Origin of the sequence: Teichococcus coralli (genome assembly GCF_009829925.1) — a bacterium.
Classification (GTDB): domain Bacteria; phylum Pseudomonadota; class Alphaproteobacteria; order Acetobacterales; family Acetobacteraceae; genus Pseudoroseomonas; species Pseudoroseomonas coralli.
Window position 1 is genome coordinate 209,448 of sequence record NZ_SNVJ01000004.1, and the last position, 20,073, is coordinate 229,520.

Here is a 20,073-nt window from a genome sequence, read left to right on the forward strand (position 1 = left end):
CCGGGGTGGCTGTTGTCATCCCGGCGGAGGGTCTGGGAGGCGGAGCCTCCCAGGGCGGCACAAAGTGGTGCGGCCTGATGCCGATCAGTGTGGCCGCCTTTCCTGCGCCTAGACTGCCGGCGCACAGAAAGGGGGCCAAGCGTCATGACATGCATTCTGATCGGCCTTTTCGACCGCGACGCGGATGCGGACCGGGCGGTGGCCAGCCTGCTGCGGATCGCCGGCGACGATCTCCAGGCCGTGGAACTCTACACCAGCCGCCCTGACGCGGAACCGGAGGGCGTGGGGAAGGCTTCCGTCGCCCTGGGGCGCCTCGCTTTGCCGGCGGAGGATGATCTTCTTTTCCAGGAAGGCGTCCGCCGGGGCGGCGTGGTGCTGGCGGCCTGGATGACCGAGCGTCACCTGCAACAGGCGCTGGCCGTGTTCGAGGCCTGCGGGGCCGTTGATCTCGACAGGCGGGAGGCGGAGCCGGCGGATGAGCGCGCGGGCCAGCAGGGCTATACAGGGCATGACGAGGATATCGGCTTCGCCACCTTTGGCGGGGATGCGGTGCTTGGCCATATTCCGCGAAACCACCATGACGATACGCCCGCCGGCCTGGCGGGGCGGCTGGAGATGGCGGCCACGCGCCGCGACCCGGAGCGCAGCCGGGCGCAGGTGCGGGTTTTTGTGCGCGAGACACAGCGGCCATGAGCCTTCGCCGGAGGCTCCGGCGACCCGAGCGGCTTGCGAGTCGAGCCGCTCGCGAATGCCGCCGTTCGAGACGCCGATGATGTCGCGGCCTCGCCGGAAATCGGCAACCATGACGCTGCCGGCGCCGGGCACGCCCTGTTCGCAGGCATGGTCGCCGCCGATCAGGGTATTGTCATTCCGCGCCCGGGCATAGGTTGCGGAGCCTGCAGCCGGTAGAATGCAACATGGCCATGCCGCCGAGCGATGACGCCACGCGCGACGCGGAGCCGTCGCCCGCCCGGGCGCTTCCACCGAAGGGACCGCCATCCGTGGCCACCCGCAACGCCTCCATCGTGGAGCGGCTGCGCGAGGCGGCCGACCTCCTGCTGGCGCAGGGAGACGGCCCTTTCCGGGCGGCGGCCTACCGTCGGGCGGCGGATGCCATCCTGGCGCTGCCCGACGAGCTCAGCGCGATCGCCAGGCAGGGCGGGCGGGCGGCGCTGGAGGAAATGGCCGGCATCGGCCCCTCCACCGCCGGCGCCATCGCGGAGATGCTGACGACCGGGCGATGGGCCTATCTGGAGCGGCTGCGCGGCGTGGCGGAGCCGGAGCAGCTGTTCTGCCTGGTGCCTGGCATCGGCCCGGCGCTGGCGCGGCGCATCCACGAGACGTTGCACCTGGAGACGCTGGAGGCGCTGGAGGTGGCGGCTTATGACGGGCGCCTCTCCAGCCTGGCCGGCTGCGGCCCGCGCCGCGCCGCGGCGGTCCGCGCTGCGCTGGGCGGGTTGCTGGGCCGCCTGCGGCCGATGGAGGCGCCGCGAGGCAAGGGCGAGCCGCCGGTTCCGCTGCTGCTCGAGGTGGACCGGGAGTATCGCAGACGCGGCGCCTTGGGCGAGCTGCCGTGCATCGCGCCGAAGCGGTTCAACGCCGCGGGCGAGGCCTGGCTGCCCGTGCTGCATACGCGGCGGGACGACTGGCACTTCACCGCCCTGTTCTCGAACAGCACCCTTGCGCACCGGCTCGGCAAGGAGCGGGACTGGGTGGTCGTCTACTTCCACCGGGACGGCCTGCCGGACGGGCGGCGCACGATTGTCACGGAAGGCGGGGGTGCCGCACGCGGCCAGCGCGTCGTGCGCGGCCGTGAGGCCGAGTGCGCGGCGGCCGCTCCGGAACAGCCCAGCCCCGCCGGCCCGCCGCGCGGCTGAGGGAGCTGCCGCGTGCCTCGCCGGAGTGCTGGCTCGCGGGCGGCTTCGCGGGCCGTGCCGCCGCGCGGGGGCTTGCATTGGCGCGGCACCCATGCGTCCCATCCCGTCAGCTTCAGGGAGTCATCCAGATGAAGGCCGCGAACGTTCTCGCCACCATCGGCAACACCCCGCATATCCGCTTCGGCCGGCTGTTCCCCGGCGCCGAGGTCTGGGTGAAGTCGGAGCGCGCCAATCCCGGCGGCTCCATCAAGGACCGCATCGGCCTCGCGATGATCGAGGCGGCGGAAGCCGACGGCACGCTCAAGCCCGGCGGCACCATCATCGAGCCGACCTCGGGCAACACCGGCATCGGCCTGGCGATGGCGGCGGCGGTGAAGGGCTATGCGCTGGTCCTGGTCATGCCGGAGAGCATGTCGGTGGAGCGCCGCCGGCTGATGCAGGCCTATGGCGCCAGGTTCGACCTGACGCCGCGCGAGCAGGGCATGAAGGGCGCCATCGCCAGGGCCCAGGAGCTGGTGGCCTCGACGCCAGGCGCCTGGATGCCGCAGCAGTTCGAGAACCCGGCCAACATCGCCATCCATGCCCGCACCACGGCGCAGGAAATCCTGGCCGACTTCCCCGACAGGCTCGACGTGCTGATCACCGGCGTCGGCACCGGAGGCCACATCACCGGCTGCGCCCAGGTGCTCAAGGAGAAGTGGCCGGGGCTGAAGGTGTTCGCGGTGGAGCCCAAGGCCTCGCCGGTGATCTCCGGCGGCTCTCCGGCGCCGCATCCGATCCAGGGCATCGGCGCCGGCTTCGTGCCGGCCAACCTGCACACGGCGCTGCTGGACGGCGTCATCCAGGTCGAGGCCGACGAGGCGAAGGACTATGCCCGGCGCTCGGCGCGGGAGGAGGGGCTGCTGGTCGGCATCTCCTCGGGCGCGACGCTGGCGGCGATCGCCCGCAAGCTGCCGGAATTGCCGGCCGGGGCGCGGGTGCTCGGCTTCAACTACGACACCGGCGAGCGCTACCTCTCGGTGCCCGACTTCCTGCCGGAATGACCGGCGGGGCGGCGGCGGAAGGGCCGCCGCCCGGTGCTCAGGTGATGGCGGCGAAGGTTTCGCAGCGCTTGGTGGGGCCGGAGACGATCAGCAGGTCGCCAGGCTGGACGACCGTCTCCGGCCGCGCATAGGTGAAGTCCTCGCGCGGCCGCTTCACGCCCACCACCGTGACGCCGTAGCGGCTGCGCAGGGCGCAATCGGCCAGCGTCTTGCCGAAGGCCTCGCGCGGGGCGCGCGTCTTGACGATGGCGAAGCCGTCGTCGAACTCGATGAAGTCGATCATCTTGCCGGTGACGAGGTGGGCGACGCGCTCGCCCATCGCCGCCTCGGGGTAGATGACGTGGTGCGCCCCGGTGCGTTCCAGGATGCGCCCATGCTTGGGGCCGAGCGCCTTGGCCCAGATGTCGCGCATCCCCAGCTCGCTGAGCGCGAGCACGGTGAGCACGCTGGCCTCGATGTCCGTGCCGATGCCGACCACGGCGCGGCCGAATTCGTGCACGCCGAGCCGGCGCAGCGTGTCGCCCTCCGTGGTGTCGGCCTGCACCACATGGGTGAGGCGGTGGGCCCAGGACTGCACCAGCTCGGCATCCTCGTCGATGGCGAGGACCTCATGGCCGAGCTGCACCAGGGATTCGGCCACGGCGCCGCCGAAGCGGCCAAGGCCGATGATGACGACGCCGTCCTCATGTGCGGGGCTAGCCAACGATGGGGCGCTCCTCTGGATAGCGGTAGGGCCGCTGGTGGCTGCGCAGGGCAAGGCCGACGGCGACGGTGGTGGTGCCGACACGGCCCAGAAACATCAGCGATATGACGATGGCCTGGCCGGCAGGCGGCAGATCGCCGGTGATGCCGGTGGAGAGGCCGACCGTCGCCGAGGCTGAGATGACCTCGAACAGCACGTCCCGCAGCGGGAAGGCGGTGACGCTCAGCAGCGCCAGGGCGGCGACGCCAACCAGGATTGCCGTCAGCAGCACCACCGTCAGCGCCTGCCGCTGCACCTCGCGGGAGACACGGCGGCCGAAGGCGGTGGCGTCCGGCTCGCCGCGGATCTCCGCCCAGACGACCAGGGCAAGCACCAGGAGCGTCGTCACCTTCACGCCGCCCGCCGTGCTGGCGCTGCCGCCGCCGATCAGCATCAGCGCATAGCTGATGAGGAAGGTCTCCTGCCGCATCGCGCCGGGATCCAGTGCGTTGAACCCGGCGGTACGCAGGATGGTGGCATGGAAGGCGGCGTTGAGCAGCCGCCCCGCCAGGCCGAAGGAGCCGAGCGTGGCCGGGTTGCTCCATTCATAGGCCAGGATCGCCGCCGTGCCGCCGAGCAGCAGGACGGCCGTGCCCCAAAGCGTAAGCTTGCTGTGGAGGGACCAGCGGGCCGGCCACAGCGGTGCGCGCCGCAGCTCATGCAGAACCGGGAAGCCGATGCCGCCCAGGATGACCGCCGCCATGATCGGGCCGAGGATCAGCGGGTCGAGCGCGAAGCGCATCACGCTGTCGGAGTACACGGAGAAGCCGGCGTTGTTGAAGGCCGAGACGGCGAGGAACAGCCCGTGCCAAACGGCCTCCCCCGCGGCCTCGCCATAGGTGAGGTGCAGCCGTGCCGCGAGCGCGGCGCCGGTGGCCAGCTCCATGCCGACCGTCACCACCAGGACCAGCCGCAGCACGGTGACGACATCGCCCAGTTCAAGGCTGCGGGTCTCCGCCTGCGCGATCAGCCGGGTGCCCAGCCGCAACCGCCGGGTGACCAGCAGGCCGAGCAGGGTGGCGCCGCTCATGATACCGAAGCCGCCGATCTGGAACAGTCCCAGGATCACCGCCTGGCCGAAGCCGGACCAGTATGTTGGCGTGTCCTGCACCACCAGTCCGGTGACGCAGACGGCCGAGGTGGCGGTGAACAGGGCGGTCAGGAAGGGCGCGCCGCTGCCGGCAGCCCGGGCGGCCGGCAGCATCAGCAGGGCCGTGCCCAGCAGGATGACCAGGAGAAAAGCCAGCGGCACCAGCCGGGCCGGGTGCTGCAAGGTGCGGGGCAAGGCGGATCTCATCGCCATCGGGGGGCGGAAGGGAAGGGCGGCATCGCACCGCCCCTCCTGCCAGGTCGGGCAGGTCGCCTGCGCAAGCCTATCGCGGCGTGGTTCCGCCGGCCGGCGTGGTGGCCTCGCCGGCCGGCGAGCCGCCGGTGCCGTCGCCATTCGGTGCCTGGGAGGGCGCGTCCGTCGCCGGCGCGGCGGCAGAGGTGCCGGCAGGGGATGCCTCGGGGCGGCTTTCCGCCGGGGCGCTGCTGCTGCTGGCGGCCCTCGCCGAGGCTTCCAGCGCGGCCAGCCGCTGCTCGGCCGACTGCACCTGGGTGACCAGCCGCTGGCGGCGTTGGTCAAGCTCGCCATTCTCCCGCTGCAGGGCCTGGTTGGCGGTGGTGAGCTGGTCGGCCTGCTGGCGCAGGTTCTGCAGGTCGGCGGTGGCCTGCTCGGCCTCCCGGCGCGCCTGCGCCACCCGCGCCTCGGCCTCGGAGACGGCCTTGTTGCGGTCCGCCAGGCTCGCCTCGGCCTTCCGCAGATCCTCCTGCACGGCGCTGAGGCGGCGCTCGGCCTCCTCCCGCTGCTGCTGCCGCTGCTCGGCGGTGCGCTGCGCCTCCTCGGCGTTGCTGCGGATGCCGTCGAGGTTGCGCTGGGCGGCCTCGGCCTGCTGCTGCAGCCCGGCGAGGCGCGTCTCGGCCGCGCGGATCGCATTGTCCAGCTCGCCGCGACGGGCGGTGGCGGCGGCCACCGCGTCGGTCGCTTCCTTGCGGGCGGCGGTCTGGCGGGTGATGTCGGCCTGGAGCTGCTGCAGCTCCTGCCGGCGCTGCGCCAGCGTGGCCTCCTCGCGGGTCAGGTTCTCCCGCACGCCATCAGCCCGCTGGCGCAGGTCGTTCAGGCGCTGCTCCTGCTGCGAGGCCTGCCCGGTCAGCTCGGTCCACTGGCGCTCCAGCGCCTGCAGGCGGGTGGTGGACTGCTCGATCTGCCGCGTCGCCTCTTGCAGCTTGTTCTGCGCCTCACCGACCGAGGCGGTGCGACGGCTCAGCTCCGCCTGGGCGGCCTCGGCGGATTGTTGCGCCTGCCGCAGCCGCGCCTCGATCTGCGACAGCGCGTCACGGCGGCTGGCCAGGTCCGACTCGGCGCGCGAGCGGTCCTCGCCCAGGCGCTGCAGGCGGCCCTGCTCGGTTTCGCTGCCCTGGGAAAGGGTGCTGAGCCGCTGCTCCGTCGCGGCGATCTCCGCGCGGAGCGAGGCAACCCGCTGCGCCGCATCGGCGCGGGCGCGCTCGGTGGCGCTGCGCGCGTTGCGGACCTGGGCGAGCTGCGCGTTCAGCGCGTCGAGATCCTGCGCCGCCTGCCGCTGCGCCGCCAGCGTGGACTCCATCTCGGCCACGCGCTGCTCCAGCGTGGCAACGCGGCGCTCCGCCGTCGCCAGCGCCTGCTCGCGCGCATTGACGGTGGCGGTCCGCTCGATGGTGATGCCGCAGCCGGCGGTGGCGAGCGAAAGAGAAAGCGCAAGTGTCAGGGAAAGAGGCTTTCGCAGCCACTGAGCCGTCATCGTTGTTGCATCCCCCATCATCGGCGCTCGAAGCCCAAGCCGCAGGACCCGGTCGCTGGTTATCGGCCGCTCGACCGTAGACGCCTTCCTCCGGCTCGGGAATGCCAGTCATGCGTCTTGGGCAGGAGCATTGGGGGGAGGAGCGAGGAATACCGGCCAGGCGCGATGTCCTGGCCCTCGATCTTTCTTCCTCAAGTTGCATTTCCGGTGGAAGCCACCGGGAAAGACGAGAAGCGGAAGGCGGAATCAATCTGCAGGTTCTGCCGCGCGATCTCCCTCATCGGCCCTTCTAGGACAGCCCGGCCAAGGCCAGCCCTTCGGCGTAGTGGGCGCGGTCAGCCTCGCCGCGAACCGGGGTGCGCCGCAGGGCCTTGGCGACGGTGAAGTCCGGCTCGATCGCCATCAGCCGCGCATGCAGGCTCGCCGCCTCCTCCCGTTCACCGAGATGGCCGAGGGCGGAAAGATAGGTCTTGTAGGGGTAGCTGAACTCCGGGCGCAGCGCGACGCAGGCGCGGCCCACCGCCGCCGCCTCCGCGTGGCGCCCGAGCAGCAGCAGCGGGATGCCGCGCGCGGCGTCGAAGAAGAAGGCATGCGGATGGCAGGGCGAGAGCGCCGCGTAGCGGTCGAGCTGCACCAGCGCCGCCGCGTGGCGGCCAAGATAGCTTTCCGCCATGCCGGAGAAGACCCACGCCATGGCGAGGTTGGGGTTCAGCGTCAGGGCGCGGGCATGCAGCTCGGCCGCCTCCTGCACTTGGTGGTGCAGGAAGGCCCGTACATGGCCGTGGATGGTGAGGGCCTGCGCGTCCATCGGGTCGAGCGCGCTGGCATGGCGCGCCAGCCGCTCCGCCGCCTGCATGCTGGCGGCCTCGTCCGCCGCCCAGCCCTGCCCGACCAGGAAGAGGTGCCAGTAGGCGTGCCAGGCATGCGCCTGCGCGTAGTCCGGCTCGATCGCCGTGGCCTCGGCAAGCCACTGCCCGGCGGCCAGGAAGTCCTGGCGGTCGAGCCGGTGGATCGCCGGGATGGCGCGCAGCAGCAGGTCGTAGGCGCCGCTGCGGGTAGGGCGGGCGGCAGCGCGGTTGGCCTCGATGAGCAGGATTTCGGGGTCGATCCGCGCCACCACGGCGGCGGCCACCTCGTCCTGCAGCGCCAGCAGGTCGCCCGCCGGGCGGTCAAAGCGCTGGCTCCAGACCAGGCCAGGCGGGTCCCGCAGGTCAGACAGGCGCAGGGTCACGCGCAGCGTCTCGCCGCCCCGCTGCACCGTGCCGCTGAGCAGGTAGTCCAGCCGCAGGCCACGCGCCGCCGCCTCGGTCCCTTCGCGCGCGGCCTGCCCGGCGAGGGAAACGCTGTCCGCCACGAACACCCAGCGAAAGCGGGACAGCGCCGCGCCGATCTCCTCCGCCAGGCCGATTCCAAGATGGGCGGCGACCCCTTCGCCAAGCAGCGTCAGGGGCGCCACGCCAAGCCGCGCGCCACGCTGTGCCGGCTGGCGCCGGGCAGGAGGAGCGGCGAGGGGCGGGCCGGCCTCGGCGCGGAGGGCATGGGCCAGCGCCTCGGTCTGCGGCGAGGGAGGCGCGCCGAACCGGCTGATCAGCAGCGCGCGGCAGGATTCGTAGGCGGCGAGGGCGGCGCCGCGGTCGCCCTGGGCCAGCCGCAGCCGGATCAGCGCCTGCCAGCCGACCTCCCGCGTGGAGTCGATGCGCAGCAGGCGCTCGGCGGCTTCCAGCTCGGCTTCCGGAGTGAGGGCGGTCGCCAGCAGGACGGCGGCGCGAGCGGCGGCGCTCTCCTGCAGGCCCGTGCGCTGCTGCGCCAGCCAGGCGTCGAAGGCGGGGTCGAGTCCGTCGAGATCCGGCAGCAGCGTGCCCGAGAGCAGGTCGAGCGCGGCAGGTTCCGCCTCGGCGCGCAGCACGGCCAGGGCATCCACCCAGACCTGCTCGCCGCGCAGGACCAGCGTGTCCCGCCCCGGCTGCAGCAAGGGGGCGCCTTCTGCCGTGGCAAGGCCGGACAGCGCCGCCTGCAGCTCGTGCAGCGCCTGGCGCAGCGAGCCACGCTGCTGGTCCTCGCCGCGGCGGGACCACAGCAGCTCGGCAAGGCGACTGCGCGGAACCGGCTGGCCCAGCGCCATGCCAAGCACGGCGAGCAGGGCGCGCGCCTTGCGCGAGCGCGGCAGCACGGCGCGGCTGGACAGGGTCCATGCCTCCATCGGGCCGATCAGCCCCAGCCGCAGAAGCGGACCTGCCGGGCGCGCCGCAGCCCAGGGCCCTGCCGGCGCCGGCGCCGCCCCATGCCCGTTCTCAACCAGCGTGCCGGAAACCATGCACGCGAGAGTAGCGGATGAGAGCCTTCTGTCACGTCAGGAAACGCGCCCGGCCTGGCGGCACGCGGTGTGGCCGCGGATCTTCCCGGCGCCGCGCGAGACTTCGGCCGAATGAACCGCGGCGGACAGGGCGCGCTCCGCATCCTCCAGCTCGAAGGCGATGAAATCACGCTCGATCGCTTCGGCCAGGCTCTCCGGAGCCTCCTGGCTGCGCGACTGCAACGCATGGGCCCGTTCGCGGCAAAGCACATAGTGGCGGGCGTGGGTGTAGACGGCCAGCAGGCTTTCCAGGTTTTGCCGGATGGCGGGAGGGGTGAGGTTTTCGGTCATGGTCGGGAGGTCCGCTTGGCCTTGGTGGTCTGGCGGGAGCCTATCGGCGACGGTGCGCAGAGGCGCGTCATTCCGGCGGGGCAAGCGTCAAAGCAGCGTCAAATCGCGGGAGCTCCGCAGGAAGAGGGAGAAATAAGAAAAAAATCCTTGCAGCCGGAAAATATGCGTATACAGTTCTTCACGCCAAGGGCGAACTGCGCCTTGGTGATCCCCTCCCCTCCCCTCCCCTCCCCTCCACGGCCTTCCTTTGTCCGCCCTGCCCTTCCGGGGCGGGAAGGAAAGCCCATGACCATGGAAGAACCGCATGCAGAAGCTTTCCTCCACCGACCTCCACGATGCGGGCCGGGTGCGCTTCGGCGCTGGCATGCGCGCCTCCTCCGGCCCGGCGACGGGCCTGCCGGCTCTGCCGACCGCGAGCCGGCGGCCGGCTTCCGGCTCCTCCGCCCTGCGGCTGCCGCCGGCGGCGGTGGCGGATGCGGGCCGCGTGCGCCTTGGCGCAGGAATGCGCCGCGGCTGAGCCCCGCCTGACCTGAATGGGCCGGGGCATGCTGTCCCCGGCCCTTTGCGCCGCCTCGCCGCAGGGTTTTCCGCCATGAGCTTCGCCACTCCGTGCGTCACCTTCCACCGCATGATCGAGGCCGCCCCCTTGCCGGTGCGGGCCGACCGTTCCGGCCTGGGCAGCCTGCCCATCCGCGCCATGCGGCACTGTGATGCCCTCGCCAGCGCTTCCGGGTTCGGCTGGCACCTGCACGCGCCGATGGATTTCCGGCTGCTCTGGGATGGGGCGCAGATCTGGTGGCATTGCGACGGGCTGGAGGACTGGCTGCCGCTTGGCGCCGCGCAGTTCCCGCATTTCGCCGCACAGTTCGATGCCGCCGCGCCGGAAGCGGTGCGCGGCTATGCGCCGCCCTTCCTGACCGCCTTGCAGGAGCCGGGCCTGGTGCAACTCTGGACCGGGCTGGCCGCGCGCACCGCGCCGGGCTGGAGCCTGCTGCTGCGGCCGCTCGCCAATGTGCCGCGCCATCCCTGCTACGAGCCGTATGAGGGGCTGGTCGAGGCCGACCACTGGTTCGGGCCGCTTTTCACCAATCTGCGCCTGACCCGAACGGGCATCCCGATCGAGTTCCGCCGCGCCGAGCCGCTGTTGCAGGCGCAGCCGGTGCCGCAAATGGCCTATTCCGAAACCGTGTTGGGCGGTGCCGGCGTGACGGTTGCGATGGACGCCCTCACGGACACCGACTGGGCCGACTACCACCGCGCCATCGTGGCGCCGAACCAGGATCCCGCGCACCGCTTTGGCGGCTATGCCGCCGAGGCGCGGCGGCGGCGGCGCGGCGGCTGCCCGCATCTCGCGCGCATGGCGGCCGAGGCGCTGCCCGTCGCCCCCTAATGTTCTGATCGCAAAGTCCCCGGACTTCGGGATCAAGGCATTAGGTTTATTTTCAGGGGCCTGCTGGTCCGCTGCGTTTGCGGGCAGGACACCAAGTCCTGCGGCCGGAGCCGATCAGGAGGGCGGCGGGGATCCCAAGCCCGCACGGCCCCGATGGACCTCGGCGCGACGGGCGGGGGCGCTGCGCGCCCGCCTCTGAGCGGCGGCGTCCTGGGCGGCGCTGGCGGTGAACGCCATGCCGCCCCGCCCGCGCCCGCCACACCCCGCGAGGCGCGGGAAACGCCTTCGCGGCCCCCTCCCTCGCAGGATCTGCCCGTCACCCCTCCAGGCGCACATTCGCGTCCTGGGCGACGCCGCGCCATTTGGCGATCTCGCCGCGAATGAAGCTGGCGAACTCTTCCGGCGTGCCGGGGGCGGGGAAGCCGCCCATCTCCACCATGCGGGCGGCAACGGCGGGATCGCGCAGGATGGCGACCGCATCGCCGTTGATGCGGCGGATGATGGCGGCTGGCGTCGCGGCCGGCGCCACCAGTCCGGACCAGCCCAGCGCCTCGTAGCCGGCGAGGCCGCTCTCGGCGACGGTGGGCGTGTCGGGCAGCTGCTTCACCCGTTCGCGCCCGGTGATCGCCAGGGCCCGCACCCGGCCGGACTGCACATGCGGCAGCGCGCTGGCCAGGCTGTCCATCATCAGCGGCACGTTGCCGGCGATCAGGTCGGCCATGGCCGGGCCGCTGCCGCGATAGGGCACATGCGTCATGCGCACCCCGGCGCGGTGCGTCAGCATCTCCATCGCCAGGTGCTGCGCCGTGCCCGGTCCGGCGGAGGCATAGTTCAGCCGCCCCGGCGCTTCCTTCGCGCGCGACAGCACGGTGCCCAGGCTGTCCAGCCCGGCGCCCGGATGCGCCGCCAGCACCAGCGGCAGGGTGAAGATGTTGGTGATGGCCGCGAAATCGCGCTCCGCGTCATAGGGCAGGTTCGGCATGACCGAGGGATTGATGCCGAGCGTGCCGGAGGTGCCGACCACCAGCGTATAGCCGTCCGGTGCCGCGCGCGCGCCCGCCTCCATGCCGATGGCGCCGGCGCCGCCCGCCCGGTTCTCGACCACCACGCGCTGCGGCCAGCGCTTCGAGAGCTCATCGGCCATCAGGCGCGCGAAGAGGTCCGCCGCCTGCCCGGGGGGGAAGGGCACGATGAACCGCACGGGACGGTCGGGGTAGCTCGCGGCCTCCGACTGCGCCGCCGCGAGCCGCGGCGCCAGCCCGGCCAGGGCGGCAGCGCCCAGCAGGCCGCGTCGGGTTGCTCCTTCACATTCCTGTCGTCCTCCCATCGGCGCGGCGCTTGCGGCCGCCTTCCCTCTTGACGGCGGCATCCTCGCACCCTCAACAATGCATACGCAAACGAATTCCTAAAGGCGGATTTGACCCTGATCCGGTCGGCCGCCGGTGTCAGGGAGGCGCCGTGAATTCCGCTCCGACATCCCGCCCGCCGGAGGCCGCGCGCGCCCCGAGCGCCGCCGAGCAGGCGCACGCGCAGCTCAAGGCGCTGATCCTGGACAATGCCCTTCCGCCTGGCGCGCAGCGGCTGGAAAGCGAGCTGGCGCTGCAGCTCGGCCTCTCGCGGACGCCGGTGCGCGAGGCGCTGGTGCGGCTGCAGCAGGAAGGGCTGGTGGAGATCACGCCGCGCCACGGCATGCGCGTGCAGCCGATCGCCGCCGCCGACATGCGCGAGATCTATGAGGTGCTGAACAGCCTGGAGCCGGCGGCGGCCGAGCTGCTGGCGCGACGGGCCGATCCCGCCGCCGGGCTGGAGCGGCTGGACGCGGCCTGCACCGCCATGGAGCAGGCGCTCGCCGCGCAGGACCGCCGCGCCTGGGCCGCCGCCGACGAAGCCTTCCATCGCGGGCTCGTGGAACTGTGCGGCAACCGGCGGCTGGCCGCCATGGTGATGCAGGTCTGGGACCAGTCGCACCGCGCCCGCATGTTCACGCTGCAGCAGCGCCCGCTGCCGGCGCGCAGCACCGCCGAACACCGCCGCGTGCTGCAGGCCATCGCCGCGGGCGAGCCGGAGCGCGCGCGCGAGCTGTACCGCCGCCACCGCCATCGCAGCGGGGCGGAACTCGTCTCCCTCATTGAACGGAGTGGCGTGGCATGGCTGTGAGCCGCAACGCGATGCACATCGCCCTGATGCCCGGCGACGGCATCGGCACGGAAGTCACCGAGGCCTGTGTCGCGGTGCTGCAGCCGCTGGCGCGGCGGCACGGGCTGGGGCTCGACTTCGAGATGCTGCGGGCCGGCGCCATCGCCTATCGCGACACCGGCTCCGCCATGGACGAGGCGACCTTCGGACGCGCCCGCGCCGCCGACGCCATCCTGCTCGGCGCCATGGGCTGGCCCGGCATCCGCTATCCCGACGGCACCGAGATCGCGCCGCAGCTCGACCTGCGCTTCCGCCTCGGCCTCTATGCCGGGGTGCGGCCGATCCGCGCGCTGCCCGGCGTGCCGGTGGCGCTGGCCGATCCGCGCGCCGCGGGGATCGACATGGTGATCCTGCGCGAGAGCACCGAGGGGCTGTTCGCCGCGCGTGGCAAGGGCGAGGTGATCGAGGACCGCGAGGCGCGCGACACCATGGTGATCACCCGCGCCACCACCGAGCGCCTTTCCCACTTCGCCTTCGACCTGGCGCGGCGGCGCGCGGCGAAGCGCGGCCGCCGCGGCCTGGTCACGCTGGTGGACAAGGCCAACGTCTTCACCGGCTTCGCCTTCATGCGGAAGGTGTTCCACGAGGTGGCGGCGCATCACCCGGACGTGACGGCGGCGCACCACTACATCGACGCCATGGCGCTCGACATGGTCCGCCGCCCCTGGGACTTCGACGTGCTGCCGACCGAGAACATGTTCGGCGACATTCTTTCCGACCTCGGCGCCGGGCTGATCGGCGGCATGGGCTTCGCGCCCTCGGCCGATATCGGCGATGGCCATGCCGTGTTCCAGCCGAGCCACGGCACCGCGCCGGACATTGCCGGCAAAGGAGTCGCCAACCCGACGGCGATGCTGCTCTCCGCGGCCATGATGCTGGACTGGCTCGGCACGCGCGGCGCGGGCGAGGCGTGGTGCGAAGCGGCGGCGGAGCTGGAAGCTGCCGTGGACGCGGCCTTCGCCGCCGGCCTGCGCACGCCCGACATCGGCGGGCGCGCCGGAACGGCCGAAGTTGCGCGGGTGGTCGCCGGCAACATCGGGGCACGGCTCCACGCCGGCCGCACGGCCTGAGCGCGGGCGTTCCGCGCCCCCGCACGGCGCGGCGCCGAACGGCCCGGCGGACGTTGGAGGGATTTTCTCCGGCGGCTCCTTTCCCTCGCGCCGCCAAGGGAACCCCGCTCAGGGGATGCCGGTTAATCCAGGGCGGCGCGGCCGGTGCTCCACATCGTGGTTCATCATGGCAGTCCCGGGCAGGTGGTGGATGCGCTGCGGAGAAGCTGCGCGCATCGTGGCGTGGCGCCGCTGCGGTTATGGCCCGAGGCGCACCGCATCAGCAGAAATGGGAGGCCGAGGATGAAGGTGAGTGACAGGATGACACGCACCGTTCGGCTCGCCGGTCCGGACGACACCCTCCAGCAGGCGGCCCGCAGCATGGCCGAATGCGATGCCGGCGCGCTGCCGGTGACGGACGGCGAGCGGCTGCTCGGCATGGTGACCGACCGCGACATCGTGCTGCGCGGGGTGGCCGAGGGCAAAGGGCCCGACACCCGGCTGCGCGAGGTGATGACCCCCGAGGTGAAGTACTGCTTCGAGGACGAGGATCTCGACCACGTGGCGCGCAACATGGGTGAGCAGCGGCTGCGCCGCCTTCCCGTGCTGAACCGCGAGAAGCGGCTGGTCGGCATCCTGTCGCTGGGTGACATCGCCCTGGGCGTGGCGCCGATGCCCGCCGGCGCCGCGCTCGCGGGCATCTCGCAGCCGGGTGGCATCCCCTCGCAAACAGGCGCTCCAAGGCCCTGAGCGACGGCGGGGCAGGCACACGCCACCGACGTGCCCGCCCCGTGCTCCTGCGGCACGGCGAACCGAGGCCATGGAGGCATGCCTGCGATGAACCGGACATCCCGCACCGTCGCCATTCCGCCATTGGGGCTGCGCGGCATCCTCATGCCGCCGGCGGCGGGGCGGGGCGTTGTCGTTTTCGCGCATGGCAGCGGCAGCAGCCGGCTCAGCCCACGCAACACCGCCGTTGCCGCCACGCTGTGGCAGCGTGGCCTCGGCGCCTTGCTGTTCGACCTGCTGCTGCCGGAGGAAGGGGAGGACCGGAGCAAGGTCTTCGACATCGCCCTGCTTGCACGGCGCCTGGTCCAGGCCACCGACTGGCTGCTCTCTCCCGCCGGGGTGGGAGGTGCGGTGCCGGTCGGCTATTTCGGCGCGAGCACGGGGAGCGCGGCCGCGCTGGTTGCCGCCGGAGAGCGGGCGCAGGTGGTGCGGGCGGTGGTCTCGCGGGGCGGCCGTCCTGACCTCGCCCGGCCCGAGGCCCTGCGCCGCGTCACCATGCCGACCCTGCTGCTTGTCGGCAGGCTGGACGGCGAGGTGCTGGCGCTCAACCGTGCGGCGGCGGCCGAGCTCGGCGGCGAGCACCATGTCGCGGTGGTGGAGGGCGCCAGCCATCTTTTCGCGGAGCCAGGCACGCTGGAGACGGTGGCGCGGCTGGCGGCGGATTGGTTCGACGCCCGGCTGCAACGGGAGGAGCAGGCATGATCTTCCGGGACCGCGCGCAGGCGGGCCGCGCGCTGGCGCAGCGCCTGATGCATCTGCGCAGCGCCAGGCCTGTCGTGCTGGCGCTGCCGCGCGGCGGCGTGCCGGTCGCGGCGGAGATCGCGGAGGCGCTCGCCGCGCCGCTTGATCTCCTGCTTGTCCGCAAGATCGGCGCGCCCGGCATGCCGGAATTCGCCCTGGGCGCCGTGGTGGAAGGCACCACGCCCGAGATGGTGCTCAACGAGGAGGCCGTGCGCCGGCTCGGCGTTCCCCGCGAATACCTGGAGGGCGAGGCGGCCCGGCAGTATGCGGAGATCGGGCGGCAGCGGGAGCTTTATCTGCGCGGGCGCCCCTTTCCCGGCTTGCAAGGCCATACCGCCATTGTTGTGGATGACGGCATCGCCACCGGCGCCACGATGCGCGCCGCCTTGCGGGGGCTGGCACAGGCCGGCGCGGCACGCAGCATCGTGCTGGCAGCCCCGGTGGCGCCGCCCGAAACCGCTGCGGCCTTGCGGGACGCCTGCGACGAAGCGGTATTCCTTGAGGCGCCGGAGAACTTCGCCGCCGTCGGCGCCTTTTACGCCGATTTCAAGCAGGTCGAGGACAACACGGTGATGGCGCTGCTTGAGCGCGCGGCATCGCGCGGCATGCCATGGCCGGGGGAATGAATTCCCCGAACGCCCTTCGCCTATCTTCCGGTTCGCCGCCCGGCTTCGCCGCGCAGCCGCGCTGACAGAAAGAAAGTGGGGCTTCGGCGGGAACCCTTCCCCTGGCCTTTCCTGCAAGCCGAAGCCGATCAGCGCCGCGGCCGCGCCGAAGCGCTGGCGGCAGAGCTGGCCGGTGGCCAGCTCGTCCCGCGATCCGCCCGTCTCGGTCCTGGAGGCGTCGCCGATATGCGCGTTATGCGCCCGGACCACTGCCTTCGCCTCCGGTTCCCGCGCCTCCAGCAAGGCGCAGAGGCTCTCGAACATGTGGGCGCCGCGCAGGCTCCAGCTCTCCGGCTGCGGGATGGCCGCGCCGCTGCCGGGGATCAGGATCGCCGCGAAAGGCCTGGCGCGGCGGCACGGGCGGAACCCGGGTGCTGACCACGGCGGCTTGCGCGGGTTCGGCATCGGAGCGAGGCGATGTGCAACCGCGAGCGTGGCGCTGTGTTGGCTGCACGTGGACATTCAGCCCCTCCGGCCGCTGCGTGGCGGCCCTGCCTCCGCCCTGCCGTCGCCCCCCGACGCGGCGGCGGAGGTCGCGCGCCTGGCCCGTGGGCGCGGCGCCCTGCTCGACGTGGACGAGGCCTTTCCCGAAGCCGAGCTGATCGCGCTGGCCGAGACCGGCCTGCTGCGTGCACCGCTGCCCCTGGCGCTGGGCGGGGCGGATCTCGGCCGGGGAGGGGAAGGCGCGGCGGCGCTCGCCGAGGTGCTGACGCGGATCGGCGCCGGCAGCCTGCCGCTGGGCCGGCTCTACGAAGGCCATGTCAACGCGCTTGGCCTGATCCTGGCCTACGGCAACCCGGCGCAGCAGGCGCGCGCGGCGGAGGATACCCGCGCCGGGCGCCTGTTCGGCGTCTGGAACACCGATGACCGCGCGGATCCGCTGCGGATCGAGGAGGGCACGGAGGGACCGGTGCTGCGCGGCCGCAAGGTGCTGGCCTCCGGCGCCGGATGGGTGGAGCGGCCGCTGGTGACCACCGCCACGCCGGAGGGGCCGCAGATGCTGGTGCCGGCGCTGGCGCGGGGCGAGCGGGCCGATCTCTCGGGCTGGCGCGCGCAGGGAATGCGTGCCTCGGCCACCGGCGCCGTGGCGCTGGACGGATTGCCCGCCGGCCCGGCGGAACGGATTGGCGCGCCCGGCGACTACCATCGCGAGCCGCTCTTCTCCGGCGGCGCCTGGCGCTTCCTGGCGGTGCAGACGGGCGGCGCGGCGGAACTGTTCGACCTGCTCTGCCGCCATCTGCGCGAACTCGGCCGGGATGGCGACCCGCATCAGCGCGCCCGCGTCGGCGAGGCGGCGGTGGCGCTGGAAACCGCCCGGCTCTGGGTCGGGCAGGCAGCGCGCCGCCTGGCGGACGGGGAGATGGAGCCGGAGGCCACGGTCGCCTATGTGAACCTCGCCCGGCGGGCGGTGGAGCAGGCCGCGCTGGACATCCTGGCGCTGGCGCAGCGCAGCGTCGGGCTGGCGGCCTTCATCCGCCCGCATCCGCTGGAGCGCGTCGCGCGCGACCTCGCCACCTATCTGCGCCAGCCCGCGCCGGACCGGGCGCTCGATCTCGCCGCCGCGCACCTCCTGGGGCGGGAGGGATGGCCGTGGTGATCGAGGCCCGACGCTTCCTGGAGCAGGCCGAGGCACTTCCCTTCGCGCCGCTGGCGGAGATCGTCGGCGCCGGCGGCGTGGTGGTGCTGGCGCCGCATCCGGACGACGAGAGCCTGGGCTGCGGCGGCCTGCTCGCCATGGCGCGGGAGGCGGGCCGGGCGGTGGCGGTGGTCTTCGTCAGCGACGGTGCCGCCTCGCACCGCAACTCCCGCCGCTACCCGCCCCCGGCCTTGCGGGACCTGCGCGCCGCGGAGGCGCTGGCGGCGCTGGCGGCGCTCGGCCTGCCTGCCGACGCAGCGCATTTCCTTGGCCTGCCCGACGCCGCGGTGCCGGATCACGGGCCGGGCTTCGAGGCTGCGGTGGCCGCCATCCACGGCATCGCCCGGTCGGTGGGCGCCAGCGCGCTGCTCGCCACCTGGGCGCACGACCCGCATTGCGACCATCAGGCCACCCATGCCATGGCGGCCGTGGTGGCGCGGCAGCGCGGCGGGCTGCGGCACCGCGCCTATCCGGTCTGGGGCCATAGCCTGCCGGCGGGGGCGATGCTTCCCGGCGGGGCGCCGCGCGGCGCACGGCTCGACATCGCCGCGCAGCTTCCGGCCAAGCGCCGGGCGGTCGCGGCGCACCGCTCGCAGACCACGCCGCTGATCGACGATGACCCGGAGGGCTTCTGCCTGGACGCGGCGATGCTCGCCCGCTTTGACCGGCCCTTCGAAGTGTTTCTGGAGCCCGCCGCATGAACCGCGCCGTGCAATCCCTCCCGGCCGCCTATTTCGAGGCGCTCTACGCTGGCGATCCCGACCCCTGGAAGTTCCGCACCAGCCCTTACGAGGCGGAGAAATACGCCGCCACCCTGGCCGCGCTGCCGCGTGCGCGTTACGGCAGCGTGCTGGAGATCGGCTGCTCGATCGGCGTGCTGACGCGGATGCTGGCGGCCCGCTGCGAGCGGCTGGTGGCGCTGGACGGCTCCGCCCGCGCCATTGCCACGGCGCGCCGGCATTGCGCCGGCCTGCCGCAGGTGGAACTGTTGCAGCGCGAGGTGCCACGCCAGTGGCCGCGTGGCCGGCACGACCTGATCCTGCTTTCCGAGGTGGTCTATTACTGGGACGAGGCCGACCTCGCCGAGGTGGCGGCGCAGACGCTGCGCGCGCTGCGCCCGGATGGCGATGCGCTGCTGGTGCACTGGACCGGCACCACCGACTATCCCCTTTCCGGCGACGCCGCCGTGGAAGGCTTCATCAGGGCCACGACTCCAGGGCTTCAGGTGGTGCGGCAGGAACGCACGGAACGCTACCGGCTGGATCTGCTGCGCCGGGCCTGACCATCTCCGCCAGCAGGGCGCGCGCATGGGCGATTTCCTCCGGCAGTTGCGCCGGATGGAGCGGCCGCCGCATCAGCAGCAGGCTTTCCCTCTCCGCAGCCTCCCACAGGCTGCCGAAGGGGCGGCCGAGCCAGCTTTCCGCCTCCCGCCAGTGCAGCCGGAGGTGCCTTGCCATGGCCAGCAGGCCCAGGGCGTCACCCGCGGCATGATGCCGTCGCAGCGCGGCGCGGACCTGCCAGCGGCGTCGGGCCAGACCGGCCGGCTCCAGCATCGGATCGCAGGCCAGCCCAGGTTCCGCCAGTTGCCGCCGCAGCGTGTCGGCGGCTCCACCGGTGGCGCGTCCTTCGGTGCGGCAGGCGGTCCGCACGCGCACGGCGAGGGAATGGCGCAGGCGGATGTCCGCGGCGGCAAGGGCGGCGCAGAAGGCGCGGTCCTCGCCGGCCGGAACCCGCGGCAACCCGCCCACCCGGCGGAAGGTGGAGAGCCGCACCGCCAGGCTGGCGCCGGAGGACATGCGGTGGCGTGGCCACAGGTCGCCGGGCAGCGGGTCGAGGCGGGCCTCCAGTTCGGCCAGCAGGGCTTCGTAGGCATTCTCCAGCGCGATCCGGCCGGCCAGGGCAGGCGGAAGCCGCGCCGCTTCCTGGGGTTCATGCTCCACCCAACCCGCCACGGCTTCGGCGCCGGCGCTGATCTCGGCGCGGGTGGCGGCCAGCCAGTCGGGAGCGACCCGGCTGTCGGCATCCGTGGTCAGCAGCAGCCCCTCTCCGCAGCCGCCGCGCTCCAGCAGCGCCGCCGCGGCCTCCATGGCGCGCGCGCGCGCCTCGCCGGCATGCGCGTAGGTTGCGGGCAGCCGCGCGCGCCGCAGCACAAGGCGGAACGGCAGAGCCGCGGCGCGGGCGCGCACCACCGCCTCGGTGGTGTCGGTGCAACCATTCAGCAACAACAGCACGGCGAAAGGCCCCGCCTCCCGTTGCGCGGCAAGGGCATCGAGGCAGGCGCCGATGCGCTCGGCCTCGTTGCGCACCGGGATGGCCACCGCGGCCAGGCTGCCCAGAGCGGGAGGGAAGGGCAGGGAAGGGGGCCGCAGCGCGTTCATGCGGCCAAACAAACGCCGAGCGCGCGGCTCTGTTGCGCTCAAGCCGGAAAAATTATCACGGCTCTTCCGGGCGCACAACGGAAGCCCCGCCCCGGCGTTGTCCC

General features: G+C 73.0%; 20 protein-coding genes and 1 pseudogene. 13 read left to right on the plus strand and 8 right to left on the minus strand.

Annotated elements, in window-relative coordinates; all coding sequences use genetic code 11:
• The first annotated feature begins 144 nt into the window (after positions 1–144).
• The 3 genes from E0493_RS06615 to cysK all read left to right on the plus strand — a co-directional run bounded on the left by E0493_RS06615 (position 145) and on the right by cysK (position 2,920).
• Complete coding sequence (locus E0493_RS06615; protein ID WP_160936137.1) at positions 145–693, plus strand: hypothetical protein; 549 nt, start codon at positions 145–147, stop codon at positions 691–693.
• A 230-nt stretch (positions 694–923) separates the two neighbouring features.
• The gene (locus E0493_RS06620; RefSeq protein ID WP_160936138.1) at positions 924–1,877 is read left to right on the plus strand and encodes a helix-hairpin-helix domain-containing protein; all 954 of its coding nucleotides are present in this window, start codon (positions 924–926) and stop codon (positions 1,875–1,877) included.
• A gap of 128 nt (positions 1,878–2,005) precedes the next feature.
• The gene (gene cysK / locus E0493_RS06625) at positions 2,006–2,920 is read left to right on the plus strand and encodes a cysteine synthase A (RefSeq protein ID WP_160936139.1); all 915 of its coding nucleotides are present in this window, start codon (positions 2,006–2,008) and stop codon (positions 2,918–2,920) included.
• A gap of 37 nt (positions 2,921–2,957) precedes the next feature.
• On the opposite strand, the gene E0493_RS06630 is transcribed toward cysK, so the two are convergent.
• The 5 genes from E0493_RS06630 to E0493_RS06650 form a co-directional block, all read right to left on the minus strand.
• Positions 2,958–3,623 carry a potassium channel family protein gene (locus tag E0493_RS06630; RefSeq protein WP_160936140.1) on the minus strand — a complete coding sequence of 222 codons (666 nt, stop codon included), beginning with the start codon at positions 3,621–3,623 and terminating at the stop codon, positions 2,958–2,960.
• Positions 3,616–4,947, minus strand: coding sequence for a TrkH family potassium uptake protein (locus E0493_RS06635; RefSeq protein ID WP_235913620.1), 1,332 nt, complete (start codon positions 4,945–4,947; stop codon positions 3,616–3,618). Before E0493_RS06635 ends, E0493_RS06630 begins: the two co-directional genes overlap by 8 nt.
• A gap of 88 nt (positions 4,948–5,035) precedes the next feature.
• A complete protein-coding gene (locus tag E0493_RS06640; protein WP_160936141.1) occupies positions 5,036–6,481 on the minus strand; it encodes a coiled-coil domain-containing protein in 1,446 nt (481 codons plus the stop codon).
• A gap of 289 nt (positions 6,482–6,770) precedes the next feature.
• The gene (locus E0493_RS06645; protein ID WP_160936142.1) at positions 6,771–8,681 is read right to left on the minus strand and encodes a BTAD domain-containing putative transcriptional regulator; all 1,911 of its coding nucleotides are present in this window, start codon (positions 8,679–8,681) and stop codon (positions 6,771–6,773) included.
• Between the two features lie 150 nt (positions 8,682–8,831).
• Complete coding sequence (locus E0493_RS06650; protein ID WP_160936143.1) at positions 8,832–9,125, minus strand: hypothetical protein; 294 nt, start codon at positions 9,123–9,125, stop codon at positions 8,832–8,834.
• A gap of 304 nt (positions 9,126–9,429) precedes the next feature.
• On the opposite strand from E0493_RS06650, the gene E0493_RS06655 reads away from it, so the two are divergent.
• Together E0493_RS06655 and E0493_RS06660 are read left to right on the plus strand one after the other, a co-directional pair.
• Positions 9,430–9,642 (plus strand): hypothetical protein, encoded by a 213-nt coding sequence (locus E0493_RS06655; protein WP_160936144.1) that lies wholly within the window; start codon positions 9,430–9,432, stop codon positions 9,640–9,642.
• A 75-nt stretch (positions 9,643–9,717) separates the two neighbouring features.
• A complete protein-coding gene (locus tag E0493_RS06660; protein WP_160936145.1) occupies positions 9,718–10,515 on the plus strand; it encodes a DUF6065 family protein in 798 nt (265 codons plus the stop codon).
• 316 nt (positions 10,516–10,831) lie between these two features.
• Here E0493_RS06660 and E0493_RS06665 read toward each other — a convergent pair whose 3' ends face one another.
• On the minus strand, positions 10,832–11,842 hold the full coding sequence (locus E0493_RS06665) for a tripartite tricarboxylate transporter substrate binding protein (RefSeq protein ID WP_160936146.1): 1,011 nt from the start codon (positions 11,840–11,842) through the stop codon (positions 10,832–10,834).
• A gap of 131 nt (positions 11,843–11,973) precedes the next feature.
• Here E0493_RS06665 and E0493_RS06670 point away from each other — a divergent pair, with 131 nt between their 5' ends.
• The 5 genes from E0493_RS06670 (at position 11,974) to E0493_RS06690 (ending at position 15,916) form a co-directional block, all read left to right on the plus strand.
• Positions 11,974–12,672: a GntR family transcriptional regulator gene (locus tag E0493_RS06670; RefSeq protein WP_160936147.1), complete on the plus strand. Its 699-nt coding sequence runs from the start codon at positions 11,974–11,976 to the stop codon at positions 12,670–12,672.
• Positions 12,663–13,781: an isocitrate/isopropylmalate dehydrogenase family protein gene (locus E0493_RS06675; RefSeq protein ID WP_160936148.1), complete on the plus strand. Its 1,119-nt coding sequence runs from the start codon at positions 12,663–12,665 to the stop codon at positions 13,779–13,781. The genes E0493_RS06670 and E0493_RS06675 overlap by 10 nt, the downstream gene beginning before the upstream one ends.
• Positions 13,782–14,081: 300 nt before the next feature.
• A complete protein-coding gene (locus E0493_RS06680) occupies positions 14,082–14,510 on the plus strand; it encodes a CBS domain-containing protein (RefSeq protein ID WP_202396954.1) in 429 nt (142 codons plus the stop codon).
• An 87-nt stretch (positions 14,511–14,597) separates the two neighbouring features.
• Complete coding sequence (locus E0493_RS06685) at positions 14,598–15,251, plus strand: dienelactone hydrolase family protein (RefSeq protein WP_202396955.1); 654 nt, start codon at positions 14,598–14,600, stop codon at positions 15,249–15,251.
• Positions 15,248–15,916, plus strand: coding sequence for a phosphoribosyltransferase (locus E0493_RS06690; RefSeq protein WP_160936151.1), 669 nt, complete (start codon positions 15,248–15,250; stop codon positions 15,914–15,916). Before E0493_RS06685 ends, E0493_RS06690 begins: the two co-directional genes overlap by 4 nt.
• Positions 15,917–16,036: 120 nt before the next feature.
• Here the strand turns inward: E0493_RS06690 and E0493_RS23695 are convergent.
• Positions 16,037–16,417, minus strand: a pseudogene (locus tag E0493_RS23695) (erythromycin esterase family protein); the annotation flags it as partial.
• Here E0493_RS23695 and E0493_RS06700 point away from each other — a divergent pair.
• The 3 genes from E0493_RS06700 to E0493_RS06710 are packed head-to-tail and all read left to right on the plus strand — an operon-like array spanning position 16,410 to position 18,873.
• On the plus strand, positions 16,410–17,552 hold the full coding sequence (locus E0493_RS06700; protein ID WP_202396973.1) for an acyl-CoA dehydrogenase family protein: 1,143 nt from the start codon (positions 16,410–16,412) through the stop codon (positions 17,550–17,552). The pseudogene E0493_RS23695 and the gene E0493_RS06700 overlap by 8 nt on opposite strands.
• On the plus strand, positions 17,549–18,292 hold the full coding sequence (locus E0493_RS06705; RefSeq protein WP_367614463.1) for a PIG-L deacetylase family protein: 744 nt from the start codon (positions 17,549–17,551) through the stop codon (positions 18,290–18,292). The genes E0493_RS06700 and E0493_RS06705 overlap by 4 nt, the downstream gene beginning before the upstream one ends.
• Entirely contained in the window at positions 18,289–18,873 is a 585-nt protein-coding gene (locus E0493_RS06710) for a class I SAM-dependent DNA methyltransferase (RefSeq protein WP_160936152.1), read from the plus strand. The genes E0493_RS06705 and E0493_RS06710 overlap by 4 nt, the downstream gene beginning before the upstream one ends.
• On the opposite strand, the gene E0493_RS06715 is transcribed toward E0493_RS06710, so the two are convergent.
• Positions 18,791–19,969, minus strand: a complete 1,179-nt coding sequence (locus E0493_RS06715) for a glycosyltransferase (protein WP_160936153.1) — start codon at positions 19,967–19,969, stop codon at positions 18,791–18,793. The two genes, E0493_RS06710 and E0493_RS06715, sit on opposite strands and share 83 nt — an antisense overlap.
• Positions 19,970–20,073: the final 104 nt, after the last annotated feature.